Here is a 15,539-nt window from a genome sequence, read left to right as displayed (position 1 = left end):
AAAAAAATGTCTCGAGTAAGCAATAGTCCTATAGCTATATCAAAAGAAGTTGAAATTACTTTATCTGGAAAATGCCTTTCGGTAAAAGGCCCGTTGGGTGAAGTAAAGCAAGATTTGCCAGTTGAATTGAATGTTGAGAATTATAACAATCAAGTAAAAGTAGAAGTAGTTACGCACACGCAACAAGCAAATGCATTGGCTGGAACTTTAAGAATGCTTATCGCTAATATGGTTAAAGGTGTGACGATCGGTTTCGAGAAGAAACTTCAGTTGGTTGGTGTTGGATACCGGGCTCAGGTTGTTAATAATAAAGTTAATTTGTCATTGGGTTTTTCTCATCAGATAGATCATGAGATTCCTATAGGCATTAAAATTGAAACCCCAACTCAAACTGAGATAGTAATTAAAGGAATTGATAAGCAAAAAGTAGGGCAAGTAGCCGCTGATATCCGGTCCTATAGAAGACCAGAGCCTTATAAGGGAAAAGGAATTAGATATAGCGATGAAGTTATTATCCTAAAAGAAACCAAGAAAAAATAATTGAGCTTTATATGAAAAGTAACAAAGAAAGAAGATTGATAAGATCTAAGCAAACAAGAATTCGGATAGCCAATAATAAAGCGATTCGGCTGTGTGTGCACCGAACGAATTTGCATATATATGCACAAGTTATTGATGACAGCAGGAATATTGTAATTACTCAAGCTTCGTCACTTGAAAAAGATTTTAAAGCAGAAATAAATAATGGTGGAAATATTGCTGCAGCAATTTTGATCGGAAGAAAAATTGCCCAAAAGGCAAAAGAACATGGCGTATCGAAAATTGCATTTGATAGATCAGGATATCGATATCATGGACGTGTCAAAGCTTTGGCAGAAGCCGCGCGCGAAGAAGGTTTAATTTTTTAAATTAACAAAATGTCTAAATTAAATAAACTAAGTAATAAAGCAAGTACCGAAGAAGATAATGGGGATAATCTTCGAGAAAAAATGGTGGCGATCAATCGAGTAACAAAGGTTGTTAAAGGAGGCAGAATTCTAGGATTTGCTGCACTTACTGTAGTTGGAGATGGGGATGGAGGTGTGGGGATGGGCAAAGGGAAAGCAAGGGAAGTTCCTGTTGCTGTTCAGAAAGCCATGGATGAAGCGCGAAAAAGATTGATTAAAATTAAAATGAAAGGCGGAACTATATATCATCCTATAACAGCGTCCCATGGAGCCGCAAAAGTGTACATGCAACCTGCTCCCGAGGGCACAGGTATTATCGCTGGAGGCCCTATGCGAGCAATTTTTGAGGTTATGGGCATGACGAACATACTGGCTAAATGTATCGGATCAACAAATCCTTATAACGTTGTTCGAGCTACACTCAAAGGTTTGAGTATGATGAAAACCCCTGCGGAGATCGCAGCAAAAAGAAATAAAAGTGTAGAAGAGATTTTGAGCGGAAAACATGACAAATAATAAAACTATAAAGATAACATTAATTAAAAGCACCATAGGTACAAAAAAAATACACCGTGAAACCATTAAGGGCTTGGGTTTGTCGAAAATTAATAGTTATTCGATTTTAAATGACACACCATCGATACGTGGAATGATTAATAAAGTATTTTATCTCGTTAAATGTGACTGAATAATATGTATTTATATACTATAAAATCTCCGTCAGGAGCAAAAAAAAATAAACAGCGAGTAGGTCGAGGAATGGGAAGCGGGCATGGCAAAACTTGTGGACGAGGACATAAAGGACAGAAATCACGCTCTGGAGGATTTCATAAAATTGGATTCGAAGGCGGGCAAATGCCGATACAACGCAGACTGCCTAAGAAGGGATTCACTTCTATAAGTACTAAACAAAGTGTATCGCTAAAGTTGGTAGACCTCAATATCATAGCTGAAAATGAAACGATCAATCTGAATTTACTCAAGTTAAAAGGTTTGGTTTCAAGAAAAATAAAAAAGGTGAAAATTTATAATCCTTCTATTACTAACAGAAAATATAGATTAGAAAATATTTCTGTTAGTGGAAGTATGAGAGATCTAGTAGAAGATGTTAATGGAAATCAAAAGTAACGTGAGGTTATGAATTGTCAATAAATGCGGTAATGCAGAAGCCTGTTGATAAGTTCGCGGATTTGAAGAGACGATTATGGTTTCTTTTTTGGGCTTTGATTGTATACAGAATTGGTGCGCATGTTCCTGTTCCAGGTATCGATCCAGCAGTTTTAAAAGATCTTTTTAATTCGCAAGAAAATGGTGTGCTGGGAATGTTTAATATGTTCTCAGGGGGTGCTCTTGCTAGATTTTCTATTTTTGCACTGGGCATTATGCCGTATATTTCGGCTTCAATCATCATGCAATTAGGAACTGTTGCGGTGCCACATCTTGAAGCATTAAAGAAAGAAGGGGAAAGTGGTCGAAGAAAAATTACGCAATATACGCGGTATGGTACCTTGTTGCTGGCTTTAGTTCAAAGTTATGGGATTTCAATTGCTTTGCAGTCACAGAATGGTTTGGTAATAGTTCCTGGTAGTATGTTTATCTTAACTACTGTTATTACATTGGTAACAGGTACAATTTTTCTAATGTGGCTGGGCGAGCAAATTACTGAAAGAGGAATTGGTAATGGCATATCATTAATTATATTCGCCGGTATAGCAGCAGGATTACCTAGCGCTATAGGTGGAACGTTAGACCTTGTTAGTACTGGATCAATGCATTTCCTTGTTGCATTAGGAATTTTTATTGCTGCGGCAATTGTAACGTGTTTAGTGGTGTATATAGAAAAAGGACAGCGAAGGATTTTAGTAAATTACGCGAAACGTCAAGTTGGCAGAAAAATTTTTGGAGGTCAAAGTTCTCACCTACCACTTAAATTAAATATGGCTGGCGTGATTCCACCAATTTTTGCATCAAGTATAATCTTATTTCCGGCAACCTTGGCGGGTTGGTTTGCCAATAATGATTCTATGTTATGGTTAAAAGATATTAGTGGAGCCTTGGCACCTGGGCAACCTGTATATGTAATACTTTATGCAATCATGATTATCTTCTTTTGTTTTTTTTACACGGCTTTAGTTTTTAATCCCAAAGAAACTTCTGATAATCTAAAAAAGAGTGGAGCTTTTATACCTGGCATCAGACCTGGCGAACAAACAACACGTTACATAGAAAACATAATGTTGAGATTAACATTGACTGGATCACTTTATGTTACTTTGGTTTGCCTTCTTCCTGAGTTTCTGATTCTAAAATGGAATGTTCCATTTTATTTTGGTGGAACATCTTTGCTCATAATTGTTATTGTTACTATGGATTTTATGTCACAGGTTCAATCTCACGTCATGTCATCACAATATGATAGTTTGCTTAAGAAGGCAAATTTAAAAGGGAATAACAGAGTTCCTATGCATTAGTGTTTGATTATCTCACTTGAAAAAGTCAAAATATCATATGGCAAAAGAAGAAACTATACAGATGCAAGGTGAAATTCTCGAAACGCTACCCAATGCTACATTCCGTGTTAAATTGGAAAATGGACATATAGTTTTAGGTCACATATCAGGGAAAATGAGAATGCATTACATAAGGATATTGCCCGGTGATAAAGTAACTGTCGATCTAACTCCATATGATTTGACGAGAGCAAGGATTACATTCCGGGCAAAATAATTTAACCAAAATAAGAGTAGAACATGAAAGTCAGTGCTTCAGTAAAGAAATTATGCAGGAAATGTAAGGTAATTAAAAGAAAAGGGATTGTACGCGTAATATGCGAAGATCCGCGACATAAGCAGCGTCAAGGTTAATAATATAAGTGTAGGGTTAAGAATGACACGTATTGCAGGGGTAAACTTACCAAATCATAAACATGTAGGCATTGCACTTACTTCGATCTATGGAGTAGGACGCACTAGATCTACGTTAATTTGCAAATCAATTGGCATCGAGACTGATCGAAAGCTTAAGGATTTAACTGAAAAACAAATTGACGATTTGCGAGAGCAAATTTCTAGATTTACTATCGAAGGCGATTTGCGTCGTGAGATTTCAATGAATATTAAACGATTGATGGATCTTGGATGTTATAGAGGGTTACGGCATCGTAAAGGTTTGCCTGTGCGTGGTCAGCGAACAAGAACTAATGCGAGAACGCGAAAGGGACCACGGAAAGCAATCAGAGCAAGATAAAATAATTTTTTACAGGATAGAAATCTGATGGCAAAAGTTACATCTAAAGTTAGAAAAAAAATTAAAAAAAATGTATCAGAGGGTATAGCACATATTCACGCATCTTTTAATAATACTATTGTAACTATAACAGATAGGCAAGGTAATGCGTTATCATGGGCAACATCCGGCGGCGCAGGCTTTAAAGGTTCAAGAAAAAGTACACCATTTGCTGCACAAGTAGCTGCTGAAAACGCTAGTAAAATTGCTATTGAGTGTGGTGTCAAAAATTTAGAAGTTCGAGTTAAAGGACCCGGACCTGGACGAGATTCTGCAGTACGTGCGCTCAATTCGGCAGGCTTTAAGATAACTAGTATTTCTGACGTAACGCCTGTGCCGCATAACGGATGTCGACCACCAAAAAAAAGAAGAATTTAGGAGAAGATATTGGCTAGAAATCTTGAACCAAAATGCAAGCAATGTCGCCGTGAGGGTGAAAAACTTTTTCTCAAGGGTGAGAAGTGTTTTACTGAAAAATGTGCTATTGAAAGAAGAAATTATCCTGCAGGTCAACACGGTCAAAAAAAAGGACGACTATCTGATTATGGTGTCCAATTAAGAGAAAAACAAAAAATCAAAAAAATATACGGAATTTTAGAGAAGCAATTCCGAAATATTTATAAAAATGCTGATAGTAAGAAGGGAATAACGGGTGTTAACCTAATGCAAATTCTCGAGAGTAGGTTAGACAATGTAGCCTATTTGATGGGATTCGGAGCCTCTCGTTCAGAGGCGCGTCAAGTTGTAAGACATAACTGCATTTTAGTTAACGGGAAGCGTACTAATATACCTGCATATCAGGTTAGGCCTGGTGATGTTGTTGAGCTCTTACCTAAAGCAAAAAATCAATTAAGAATTAAGACTGCAATAAGTGCAGCTGATAACCGAACTTTTCCAATATGGCTTGACATAGATGTAAAAGAAATGCGAGGCATATTCAAAGCATTGCCTGATCGATCTGATATTTCTTCGACTATAAATGAATCGCTAGTTGTTGAGTTATATTCGAAATAATTAATAGTCAATTCGATTGCAAATATAAAGGACTTTGTTATGCATGGTCATGATTTATTAACACCTCGCATCGTAGATGTTCAAAATATATCTCCCTTGCACGCAACAGTTGTAATGGAGCCTTTTGAACGAGGATACGGTCACACGTTAGGTAATGCTTTGCGACGTATCTTACTGTCATCGATGATAGGATTTGCCCCGACAGAAGTAAAGATCGCTGGAGTGTTACACGAATATTCATCGATCGAGGGAGTACAAGAAGATGTCGTTGATATACTTTTGAATATTAAAGGTATTATCCTTAAGTTGCATAATAATGAGGAGGCAATTCTAACTTTAAAGAAATCTGGAAAAGGAATTGTAACAGCAAGTGATTTTGAAGTAGGTCACGACGTCGAAATCATCAATCCTGACCATATTATCGCTCACTTAACTTCAGATGGAAATATCGATATTCAGCTTAAGATTGAAAAAGGACGAGGTTATGTTCCGGCAACTTTAAGAAGATACAAAAATCAGGATAATAATGTAGGCACAATTTTACTTGATGCTTCATTTAGTCCGGTAAAACGCGTTAGTTATGTTGTTGAAAGTGCGCGTGTTGAACAGCGTACTGATTTAGACAAATTAGTGATTGATCTTGAAACAAATGGAATTGTTGAACCGGAAGAGGCGATACGATATGCTGCACGAGTTTTAGTTCAGCAATTATCTGTATTTGCTGATCTTGAAAGTACTCCATTACCTAAAGAACAACCTCAAATCCCCCAGATTGATCCAATATTATTGAGACCAGTTGATGATTTGGAATTGACAGTCAGATCAGCTAATTGCCTTAAAGTTGAAAACATATACTATATCGGCGATTTAATTCAACGTACTGAAGCGGAATTATTGCGAACTCCTAATTTGGGGAGAAAGTCTCTTAATGAGATCAAAGAAGTTCTTGCTGCACGCGAATTAACATTGGGGATGAAATTAGACAATTGGCCACCTCCCAATTTAGATAATTTAGTTAAGGATATTAATCATGCGTCATAGTTGTGCTCTAAGAAAATTAAATCGATCTAGCAGTCATCGAATTTTAATGCTGCGTAATATGAGTAATTCATTATTACAGCATGAAGCAATTAAAACGACTTTGCCTAAAGCTAAAGAATTAAGAAGATTTCTTGAGCCCGTTATTACTTTAGGAAAGAAATCATCACTCTCAAATAAGCGCTTGGCTTTTAATAAACTTAGAAATCGTGAAAATGTTGTAAAGCTTTTTGCCGAAATTGGGCCACGATATAGCACGCGCCCAGGAGGATATCTGAGAATTCTTAAATTTGGATTTCGAAAGGGAGACAACGCACCAATGGCTTTAGTTGAACTTGTCGATCGACCAAATATTGAATTGACTGATAGCGATACAACTCAAGTGTAATTTGATAATAGCTAATATCTATTATTTATATTAACGGTTTTAATAAACTCTGTGGAACTGAATTTATAAATTTCAAACTAATGCGAATAGTTTAGGCGACATTAATAAATTAAATCATCATGAAATTTTGAATACCTGCCCAAGGCTGTCCGAATATATTCGGTTAAGTGTTCTAGATGAAATTGATTCTACCAATAATTGGATTTTACGTAACTTATCGCAATTAGCATTTGATGATAACGCACTAAGTGTCGTTGTCGCTGAATTTCAAAGTAATGGAAGAGGTAGGCAGGGGCGGGTTTGGCATGCTGATCCTGGTAATTGCTTAACATTTTCTGTTTTAAAATCTTTCACAAAAGACGTTGCCAAATTATCAGGCCTAAGCCTAGTAATTGGACTTGCGATAATCAGGACACTCAAATCGCTTTTTACTGTCGATTTTAAGCTCAAATGGCCGAATGATGTTTTGTTTCAGCAAAAAAAGCTTGCGGGAGTATTAATTGATATTAAGCGGACAATAAATGATCAAACCTATGCTGTAATCGGTATTGGAATAAATTTTCATCTGGCTGAATCAATTAAAAGAATTCTTGACCAACAGTCAACTGATTTATTCGAAATCACAGGCTACCATATAAATCGTAATTATGTTCTCGGTATATTGCTATCAGAGTTACGAAATATACTTGAAGATTACGAAGCATTCGGATTTCAACACTTCAGAGCTGAATGGATCGGTTGTCATGCTTATGAAGGCTATCCGGTTACACTAGTGCTCGCAAATGGTGAAACAATTGATGGAACTGTTGACGGAATCAGTGATTCTGGTGCTCTCAACTTGATCACTTCCATTGGTAGACGAACATTTTATATTGGTGATATTTCTGTAAGACTTAAATCATCAATCTAATTTGTTATTGATAATGATTTTAGCCATCGATTCTGGAAATACTTTCTTTAAATGGGGCCTTAGTAATGACGGTCTCTGGTTTGCAAAAGGAAAAATATCGAATACTGAAATTTCTCTTTTGCTAGATTCTTTTAAGAAGCTTCCGGCACCTTCACAAATTGTCATTTCTCACGTGGCGACTGACAATTTGAAAAATGATATTGATGCAATTTTTTCGCTATGGCCTGTAAAACCTTATTGGATAAGTGCTTGTGCATCTCAATGTGGAGTATCAAATGGTTATCACAATCCCGAGCAATTGGGGTGTGATCGTTGGGCTGCTCTTGTAGCAGCCTGGAATATTCATCACCAAGCCTGTATGGTTGTGAATATTGGCACTGCGGTGACCATTGATGCACTTTCTAATTCAGGAGTATTTTTAGGTGGCATCATTTTTCCCAGTATAAATTTGATGCGAGACTGTTTGCAGTCGAAAACGCAAATAAAAAATTTACAAATCGGCTCCTTCAAAAATTTCCCTCAATCTACAGATGATGCAGTGCAAAGTGGTTTGATGCACTGTGTATTGGGCGCGATTGAGCGTTTATATTGTTCGATGTCTGAACAGCTTAAAACACCTAATTTAAAATGTTTCATAAGCGGCGGTGGTTGTATCGAACTTGCGCCTTTTATTAAAATTCCTTATGAAATCATAGATAATCTGGTGCTGGAAGGACTCGTCATTATCGCAAATAATGCAATATTAGACGACCGAAATAATCTAAGCAAAAACTGATCATATGTCCCAGTTTCACCGAGCATTTTTTTTTACTTCTGCCTACGAAGAGCGGGATTTGCCTTCATCCACAAGCATTGAAATAGCATTCGCTGGACGATCAAATGCGGGTAAATCGAGCGTGATTAATACTTTAACAAACCAGAATCGCTTGGCTTTTGTGAGTAAAACACCCGGGAGAACACAGCATATCAATTTTTTTCAAATAAGTGCAGGAAAATTTCTGGTCGACTTGCCTGGATACGGTTATGCGAAAGTTCCAGCTTCGGTGATACGCCATTGGCAAAGCGTTTTAGAAAGTTATTTACAAACTCGTCAAGCCCTTAAAGGCTTGGTATTAATCATGGATATCCGCCATCCTCTTAAAGAATTGGATATAAAAATGTTGAATTGGTTTTCTCCAACAGGAAAAGCCATCCATGTCTTGTTAACGAAGGCTGACAAGCTAAGCAAGCAACAGGCAAATAATACCTTGCGAGAGGTAGATATGATTCTCAGTACCACTTATTCAAATTGTAGCGTTCAATTATTTTCGAGCCAATCATCCCTCGGGGTAGACACTGCATCCGCAGTGATAAGTGGATGGCTTGATGACAAGTAGCTTGTTACTTCTTAAAAAAACCCCGGTTAAAGGGGAATAAAACCGGGGGAACCGCCTTAATATCACTTAAGGCCCTGTCTCAGGGAGGAAAGACAGGGGGACGATCAAGATTGTCCGTAAATAAGAGAACAAAATGATAGAATTAGTTCCCTGTTCTTAGAATTATTCTTATTTTCTGATTATTATGTTTCTGAGTACCAAATTTCCACAAAGAAGAATGCGACGGATGCGTCGCGATGAGTTTTCTCGGCGGCTGATGCAAGAAAACCATATTAATGTAAATGATTTGATCTATCCTGTTTTCGTCTTGGATGGAAAAAAGCGAACCGAGAATGTGAGATCAATGCCGGGCGTCGTTAGGCAAAGTATTGATTTACTCTTGAGTCAGGCAGAGAACTGCTTGAAATTGGGAATCCCCGCACTAGCGATTTTTCCGGTAATTGATGCCGAGCTTAAGAATCTGTCAGCGAGTGAGGCATCTAATCCTGAAGGATTGGTATCAAGAACTGTCAGGCAACTGAAAAAAAATTTTCCAGAACTTGGTGTTATTACGGATATTGCGCTGGATCCTTATACAAGCCATGGTCAAGACGGGTTAATTGATCAGAGCGGATATGTATTAAATGATGAGACCGTAGAGGTTCTTTGCCAGCAGGCATTAGCTCATGCTCAGGCAGGTGCTGATATAGTGGCGCCATCCGATATGATGGATGGACGTGTTTCAGCGATAAGAAGCCGTTTGGATAGCGAGAATCATATTCTTACACGGATCCTTGCATATTCAGCGAAATATGCTTCCAATTATTATGGACCATTCCGCGATGCTGTCGGGTCCGCAACAAATCTTGGTTCAGGCAACAAATATACTTATCAGATGGATCCCGCAAATTCCGACGAAGCGCTCTGGGAAGTTGGGTTAGACCTGAATGAAGGCGCAGACATGGTTATGATTAAACCGGGGTTGCCTTATTTGGATATTGTACGACGCGTAAAGGATCAGTTTGGTGTACCCACATTTGTATACCAGGTAAGTGGAGAATATGCCATGTTGAAAGCAGCTGCCATGAATGGATGGCTCAGTGAGGAAGCCTGTGTTCTGGAATCCTTACTTTGCTTCAAGAGAGCTGGTGCAGATGGAATTCTTACCTACTATGCTGTAGAAGCTGCTAATTGGTTAAAAAAGAACACCTAATAAATTTTAGAATAATTGATCTCTTAAATCTCTGATTGTTGAAGGCGCGTGATCTTCAACAACTGAAATATCAGACATCGGCGGTAGCTGCTCACTAAAGAAGAACTCAGAAATATCTCCCGACGGATCTCTAAATCCTGAATTTGAATTTATTTTTGCAATTGTGACAGCATTCGGCGGTTTGTATTCCGCGACTGGAATACCTTTCAGGACCGGTCCCATATAATCCATCCAAATGGGCAGAGCTACACGTCCGCCGGTTTCGTTATTGCCCAATGATCTAGGTTCGTCGTAACCCGTCCATGCGATGGTAACCAAGTCTTTTTGAAAGCCGCAAAACCATGCGTCTACGAAATTACTGGTAGTACCCGTCTTGCCGGCTAAATCAGTGCGTCCCAGTTGCTTGGCTCTGACGGCCGTACCATAATTAATAACATCTTGCATCATGTTCGTCATGATAAATGCATTGCGTGGATCAATGACTCGTTTGGCACCCGCAGTGACGGTGATTGGCTGGAATTGCTCAAGTGCGTTACCTTTTTCATCCTCAATTCTTTTTATGAAATAGGGAGCGACACGAAAACCGCCATTTGCAAACACAGCATAACCTACCGCCATCTGCATGGGAGTCACTGAACCAGACCCCAGAGCCATCGGTAAATAGGGCGGGTGGCGTGTTGCATCGAAACCGAATCGCGTAATGTAATCTTGTGCATAGTGAATGCCGATGGCCTGAAGGATCCGGATGGATATCAGATTTTTTGATTTGACTAATGCGGTACGCAAGCGCATGGGGCCGTCAAATTTTCCATCAAAATTCCTGGGTTCCCAAGGCTTGCTCCCTGTTTGGGTAGCATTGAAAGACAGTGGTGCATCATTTATAATCGTGGCGGGAGTAAATCCTTTTTCCAAAGCTGCGGAATAAATGAAAGGTTTAAAGCTGGAACCGGGTTGCCGCCAAGCCTGTGTTACATGATTAAATTGATTTTTCTGGAAATCGAAACCGCCTATTAAAGCGCGGATGGCGCCATCGTTTGGATCCAACGAGACGAGTGCTGCTTCAACTTCCGGAAGCTGTACGATGTGCCATAGATTATTTTCTTTTTGGATACGGATCAGAGCGCCGGGAACAATATATTTTTTTCCAGGCTCTTTTCTATCGCTAAGAAACTTTTGTGCAAATTTTAGACCTTCCCCGGTTATCTCAACAATTTCACCGCCTTTTCGATAAGCTTGAACGGCATTAGGTTTGGCGGATAGAACGATGGCTGCAAATATATTATCGCTGTCACTGACTTCGTCCAAGGCATCATCCAGTGTTTTTTCCTGATTCGCCCCGTTCTTGAGTAAGTCGATATAAGCTTCCGGGCCGCGATAGCCTCGGCGCCTGTCGTATTCAAGCACATTTTTCCGTAAAGCCTGATAGGCAGCTTCCTGATCGAGCTTGCGAATGGTTGTATATACCTTAATGCCTTTATTGTAGGCATCTTCCTGATAACGATCATAAATCACTTGACGAACCATTTCAGCGACGTAATCCGCCGGCATCGCAAATATCGCCGTTTGCTTTTTCACGGAAATGGGTTGTTTTTCTAATTCACTGAGTTCCTGGCTGGATATGTGATTTAGCTTGTGTAAACGGCCCAATACATATAATTGCCTGCTTTTAGCGCGCTTTGGATTGCTGATGGGATTATATCCGGAAGGCGCCTTGGGCAATCCCGCTAACATAGCCGCTTCGGCAATATTGATTTCTTGTAGGGACTTGCCGAAGTAGGTTTGCGCAGCTGCTGCAAAACCATAACTGCGTTGCCCAAGATAAATCTGGTTGATATAGAGTTCGAGTATTTTATCCTTGGTGAGATTATGTTCAATTTTAAATGCCAGTAACGCTTCACTGAGCTTTCTCGTAAAAGTTTTCTCTCTGGTCAGAAAAAAATTGCGGGCTACTTGCATTGTAATGGTGCTGGCGCCCTGACGAACAGCGCCCGAAGTGAAATTAGAGTAAGCGGCTCTAAGTACACCGAGGTAGTCGACCCCGCCATGTTCATAAAAGCGATCATCTTCGGCAGCCAGAATAGCTTGCTTGAGATGCGGGGGAACTTCGGCGATGCTCACTACGTTTCGGCGCTCAGCGCCGAATTCTCCGATCAATAAGCCTTCATCGCTATAAATGCGCAACGGAATTTTCGGGCGATAATCCGTCAGTGTTTCCAAAGAAGGCAAATTGGAATAAATGACCAGTGCTGCAAAACCGGCTAGCAGAATGCCAATGAATCCTGTAGCGGAAACCGTTACAAAAAGATAAAACAACCAACGGGAGAACATGAATTACGATTGATTAATGGTAGGTTTGTGGGAGTGAAAAGTTATAGGGGGTATATCGACCGCTTTTCTTTAAATAAAATTTCCAGAACTCTGGCAGAATCAAAATTTTGTGATTTAGCATACTTATTTAGTATACTGAATAAATTCAATGAATTCTTGCAAAGAGTTCACATCAATTCAACAATATTATTAATATGATATTTCTGAAGTATCGCCGCAAATAGACCAATGTTCAAGGGAAATTTTGACATCAATTTTGACTTCCTGAAGATTAAGCCTCCGGCATTGATTGGCGTGGATATAAGTTCTTCTGCAGTAAAACTAGTCGAATTGTCCCGAATAGGTAGCAGTCAGAACTATCGAATTGAACGGTATGCGATAGAATCATTACCGGCTGATGCCATGCTTGACGGTGAGATCGTCAATATGGAAGCGGTCAGCGAAAGCTTGCAACGGGGCTGGAAGCGCATGGGAACAAGGCAAAAAAATGTGGCGCTTGCACTCCCCGCAACCGATGTGATTACCAAAAAAATTATCGTCCCTGCGGGGCAACGGGAAGACGACTTGGTGTTTCAGGTCGAGAACGAAGCCAGTCAATATATTCCCTTTCCATTAAATGAAGTTGATCTTGATTTTCAAGTAACGAGGGCTGTTCCTGATAATCCGGAAGAAGTTGAAGTTCTGATTGCGGCATCGCGAAAAGAGAAAGTCGAGGACCGTGTGGCGACAGCACAGGCTGCCGGTCTTAAAACCGTCGTGGTGGATGTTGAACCCTACGCAGCGCAAGCAGCATTTGAATTGACGTTGAACCAATTACCCGGGAGTGGAAAAGACCAAATAATTGCATTAGTCGATATCGGTGCAACGGTCATGAAAATAAATGTGCTGCTCAACGGTGAATCGTTATATACAAGGGATCAACCGTTCGGCGGCAATCAACTAACTCAGGAAATTCATAATCAGTTTAATCTCTCGCTGGAAGCATCCGAAGCGGCTAAACGTAGCGGCGGCTTACCGGAGAACTACAATGCGGAAGTTTTGCAACCTTTCTGCGAGACGCTGGCGATCGAGGTGATGCGCGCCATTCAATTCTTTTTTACATCAACGCAATATACCGAAGTTAATTATATTTTTTTAGCCGGCGGCAGCGCAGTAATTCCTGGCCTGGATGCAATCATTTCGACGCGTACTCAGGTAAGCACGTTAATAGTCAATCCTTTTTCAACAATGGAGTTATCCAGCCGGATCATTCCACGCCAGCTCAATCTCGATGCACCCTCTCTATTGGTTGCCTGCGGTTTGGCTTTACGCAGTTTTGATCCATCATGATTCGTATTAATTTACTCCCTCATCGCGAGCTGAAACGTAAAGCCAGGCAGCAACAAATTGCGGTATCGGCGGGATTGGTGAGCGTGTTCGGGATTATGATCGTCTGGGGTGTGTATTCGATGATCGCGGGTGAAATCGAATATCAAAATGGCCGCAACCAATTTTTGAACGATCAAATTGCGCTCTTGGATCAAGAAATCGCGGAAATAAGAAATATCAAAACGCAGACGCAAGAATTGCTGTCGCGTAAGCAAGTGGTTGAGACATTACAGAATAGCCGTTCCGAAGTGGTTCATTTATTGGATCAATTGGCCAGGCTATTACCGGATGGTGTGTATTTGCAAAGTGTTCAGCAAAATGATCATGACATCACTTTGATGGGTTACGCGCAATCGAATGCGCGCGTATCAGCATTGATGCGTAACCTGGAATCCTCGCCGTGGCTGACATCGCCGCTGCTGATCGAGATTAAGGCCATGACTCAAGATAATGTGCGTCAAAACGAGTTCAACATGAAAATTCAACTTCGGCGCACCACGATGGATGATATTCAGAAGCCTTCTCAAAATACAGCCGGGTAAGTAAAGATCATGGAAAATCTTCTCATGGAACTGCGCCAGCTTGATATCAATCGAGCTGGAGATTGGCCGGTAGCCTTCAAAGTCGTAGCGTTGATAATTTTATTGATTGGGATCATCGCTGCAGGTCATTTCCTTATCTGGCAAGACGAATTTGAGACGCTTGAAAGAATTCAAGCGGAAGAAGAAACTTTGAAAAATACCTATCTGATTAAAAAACGCAGCGCTGTAAATTTACCGGCGATGCGTGAACAATTGCAAGACATTGAGAAATCGCTGGGAACCTTATTGCGCCAGCTTCCGGATAAATCGGAGATGGAAGCGTTGCTCATCGATATTAATCAAGCCGGTTTGGGCCGAGGGTTGCAATTCGAATTATTTAAACCCGCGACGCAGGAAACGATCAATGCATTTTATGCGGAGCTTCCCGTTGCGATTCGTGTAACCGGCGATTATCACGCGATAGGCGCTTTTGCCAGCGATATAGCACATCTATCACGTATCGTGACGCTCAATGATATCAATGTCAAACCTGGGAATGACGGTAAACTGGTTCTGGATGCTGTTGCAAAAACCTATCGTTATCTGGACGAAGGGGAACTGGTAAAGCAAGCCGAAGGTAGATAAATTATGCTAAAAAACACATTCCTGCTAGTATTGCTCGCGGCGATTCAATTTCTACTTACTGCGTGTCAGCAAAATGACTATAGTGATCTTGAAGTGTTTATCCATAGTTCGGGCGAGGGGTTACATGGACAAATTGATCCATTGCCGGAAGTTAAGTCCTATAAACCTTTTACTTATATGGCATTTGACGCGCCCAATCCTTTCGCTCCCCGCCAAAATGATCAAGCGTTTGCAAGCATGAGCGATATCCAGCCTGATCTGAATCGCCGCAAAGAAGTATTGGAGGCTTATCCGCTTGAAAGTCTGGCAATGGTTGGTTCGTTGCAACAACATAATTCGATTTTCGCGTTGATTAAATCCCCGGAAGGCATACTGCATCGTGTAAGAATCGGGAATCACCTGGGTCAAAACTTTGGGAGAATTGATGAGATCTCAGAATCGGAAGTAAAGCTATCAGAAATCGTTCAAGAAGGTGTCAATGAATGGGTTGAAAGAACAAGTGTACTGATGCTAAAAAACTAGGATGA

22 protein-coding genes are annotated in these 15,539 nt (G+C 40.2%); 21 read left to right on the top strand and 1 reads right to left on the bottom strand.

The window, feature by feature from the left end; genetic code table 11:
• Nucleotides 1-6: 6 nt before the first annotated feature.
• The 17 genes from rplF to hemB all read left to right on the top strand — a co-directional run bounded on the left by rplF (nucleotide 7) and on the right by hemB (nucleotide 10,150).
• Nucleotides 7-540 (top strand): 50S ribosomal protein L6, encoded by a 534-nt coding sequence (gene rplF / locus RBH92_RS11570; RefSeq protein WP_292924412.1) that lies wholly within the window; start codon nucleotides 7-9, stop codon nucleotides 538-540.
• Nucleotides 541-551: 11 nt separating this feature from the next.
• Entirely contained in the window at nucleotides 552-908 is a 357-nt protein-coding gene (gene rplR, locus RBH92_RS11565; RefSeq protein ID WP_307932190.1) for a 50S ribosomal protein L18, read from the top strand.
• Between the two features lie 9 nt (nucleotides 909-917).
• Nucleotides 918-1,463: a 30S ribosomal protein S5 gene (gene rpsE / locus RBH92_RS11560; RefSeq protein WP_307932189.1), complete on the top strand. Its 546-nt coding sequence runs from the start codon at nucleotides 918-920 to the stop codon at nucleotides 1,461-1,463.
• Entirely contained in the window at nucleotides 1,453-1,635 is a 183-nt protein-coding gene (rpmD, locus tag RBH92_RS11555) for a 50S ribosomal protein L30 (RefSeq protein WP_307932188.1), read from the top strand. Before rpsE ends, rpmD begins: the two co-directional genes overlap by 11 nt.
• Nucleotides 1,636-1,640: 5 nt before the next feature.
• The gene (rplO, locus tag RBH92_RS11550) at nucleotides 1,641-2,075 is read left to right on the top strand and encodes a 50S ribosomal protein L15 (protein WP_307932187.1); all 435 of its coding nucleotides are present in this window, start codon (nucleotides 1,641-1,643) and stop codon (nucleotides 2,073-2,075) included.
• A gap of 32 nt (nucleotides 2,076-2,107) precedes the next feature.
• On the top strand, nucleotides 2,108-3,418 hold the full coding sequence (secY, locus tag RBH92_RS11545; protein WP_307932186.1) for a preprotein translocase subunit SecY: 1,311 nt from the start codon (nucleotides 2,108-2,110) through the stop codon (nucleotides 3,416-3,418).
• 37 nt (nucleotides 3,419-3,455) lie between these two features.
• A complete protein-coding gene (gene infA / locus RBH92_RS11540; protein ID WP_013647126.1) occupies nucleotides 3,456-3,674 on the top strand; it encodes a translation initiation factor IF-1 in 219 nt (72 codons plus the stop codon).
• A 23-nt stretch (nucleotides 3,675-3,697) separates the two neighbouring features.
• Nucleotides 3,698-3,811 (top strand): 50S ribosomal protein L36, encoded by a 114-nt coding sequence (gene rpmJ / locus RBH92_RS11535; protein WP_292924406.1) that lies wholly within the window; start codon nucleotides 3,698-3,700, stop codon nucleotides 3,809-3,811.
• Between the two features lie 22 nt (nucleotides 3,812-3,833).
• A complete protein-coding gene (rpsM, locus tag RBH92_RS11530; protein WP_292924405.1) occupies nucleotides 3,834-4,193 on the top strand; it encodes a 30S ribosomal protein S13 in 360 nt (119 codons plus the stop codon).
• 27 nt (nucleotides 4,194-4,220) lie between these two features.
• A complete protein-coding gene (rpsK, locus tag RBH92_RS11525) occupies nucleotides 4,221-4,610 on the top strand; it encodes a 30S ribosomal protein S11 (protein WP_307932185.1) in 390 nt (129 codons plus the stop codon).
• 9 nt (nucleotides 4,611-4,619) lie between these two features.
• Nucleotides 4,620-5,246 carry a 30S ribosomal protein S4 gene (rpsD, locus tag RBH92_RS11520; protein WP_292924403.1) on the top strand — a complete coding sequence of 209 codons (627 nt, stop codon included), beginning with the start codon at nucleotides 4,620-4,622 and terminating at the stop codon, nucleotides 5,244-5,246.
• Between the two features lie 39 nt (nucleotides 5,247-5,285).
• Nucleotides 5,286-6,287: a DNA-directed RNA polymerase subunit alpha gene (locus RBH92_RS11515; RefSeq protein ID WP_307932184.1), complete on the top strand. Its 1,002-nt coding sequence runs from the start codon at nucleotides 5,286-5,288 to the stop codon at nucleotides 6,285-6,287.
• The gene (gene rplQ / locus RBH92_RS11510) at nucleotides 6,277-6,672 is read left to right on the top strand and encodes a 50S ribosomal protein L17 (protein ID WP_292924399.1); all 396 of its coding nucleotides are present in this window, start codon (nucleotides 6,277-6,279) and stop codon (nucleotides 6,670-6,672) included. Before RBH92_RS11515 ends, rplQ begins: the two co-directional genes overlap by 11 nt.
• A gap of 127 nt (nucleotides 6,673-6,799) precedes the next feature.
• Entirely contained in the window at nucleotides 6,800-7,582 is a 783-nt protein-coding gene (locus RBH92_RS11505) for a biotin--[acetyl-CoA-carboxylase] ligase (protein WP_307932183.1), read from the top strand.
• Nucleotides 7,583-7,595: 13 nt separating this feature from the next.
• Nucleotides 7,596-8,357, top strand: coding sequence for a type III pantothenate kinase (locus RBH92_RS11500; RefSeq protein ID WP_307932182.1), 762 nt, complete (start codon nucleotides 7,596-7,598; stop codon nucleotides 8,355-8,357).
• A gap of 4 nt (nucleotides 8,358-8,361) precedes the next feature.
• A complete protein-coding gene (gene yihA / locus RBH92_RS11495; protein WP_307932181.1) occupies nucleotides 8,362-8,958 on the top strand; it encodes a ribosome biogenesis GTP-binding protein YihA/YsxC in 597 nt (198 codons plus the stop codon).
• Nucleotides 8,959-9,184: 226 nt separating this feature from the next.
• On the top strand, nucleotides 9,185-10,150 hold the full coding sequence (gene hemB / locus RBH92_RS11490) for a porphobilinogen synthase (RefSeq protein ID WP_374049936.1): 966 nt from the start codon (nucleotides 9,185-9,187) through the stop codon (nucleotides 10,148-10,150).
• A 6-nt stretch (nucleotides 10,151-10,156) separates the two neighbouring features.
• Here hemB and RBH92_RS11485 read toward each other — a convergent pair whose 3' ends face one another.
• Nucleotides 10,157-12,478 (bottom strand): penicillin-binding protein 1A, encoded by a 2,322-nt coding sequence (locus tag RBH92_RS11485; protein WP_307932179.1) that lies wholly within the window; start codon nucleotides 12,476-12,478, stop codon nucleotides 10,157-10,159.
• A gap of 228 nt (nucleotides 12,479-12,706) precedes the next feature.
• On the opposite strand from RBH92_RS11485, the gene RBH92_RS11480 reads away from it, so the two are divergent.
• Genes RBH92_RS11480 through RBH92_RS11465 form a run of 4 tightly spaced genes read left to right on the top strand, consistent with a single transcriptional unit; the run spans nucleotide 12,707 to nucleotide 15,534 of the window.
• A complete protein-coding gene (locus RBH92_RS11480; RefSeq protein ID WP_307932178.1) occupies nucleotides 12,707-13,807 on the top strand; it encodes a pilus assembly protein PilM in 1,101 nt (366 codons plus the stop codon).
• On the top strand, nucleotides 13,804-14,388 hold the full coding sequence (locus RBH92_RS11475; RefSeq protein WP_307932177.1) for a PilN domain-containing protein: 585 nt from the start codon (nucleotides 13,804-13,806) through the stop codon (nucleotides 14,386-14,388). Before RBH92_RS11480 ends, RBH92_RS11475 begins: the two co-directional genes overlap by 4 nt.
• Before the next feature lie 9 nt (nucleotides 14,389-14,397).
• The gene (locus RBH92_RS11470) at nucleotides 14,398-15,012 is read left to right on the top strand and encodes a type IV pilus inner membrane component PilO (RefSeq protein ID WP_292924390.1); all 615 of its coding nucleotides are present in this window, start codon (nucleotides 14,398-14,400) and stop codon (nucleotides 15,010-15,012) included.
• A 3-nt stretch (nucleotides 15,013-15,015) separates the two neighbouring features.
• The gene (locus RBH92_RS11465; RefSeq protein ID WP_307932176.1) at nucleotides 15,016-15,534 is read left to right on the top strand and encodes a pilus assembly protein PilP; all 519 of its coding nucleotides are present in this window, start codon (nucleotides 15,016-15,018) and stop codon (nucleotides 15,532-15,534) included.
• The last annotated feature ends 5 nt before the right edge of the window (nucleotides 15,535-15,539 follow it).

It is taken from the genome of Nitrosomonas sp. sh817 (assembly GCF_030908545.1).
Classification (GTDB): domain Bacteria; phylum Pseudomonadota; class Gammaproteobacteria; order Burkholderiales; family Nitrosomonadaceae; genus Nitrosomonas.
This window is presented reverse-complemented; position numbering and strand designations above follow the sequence as displayed.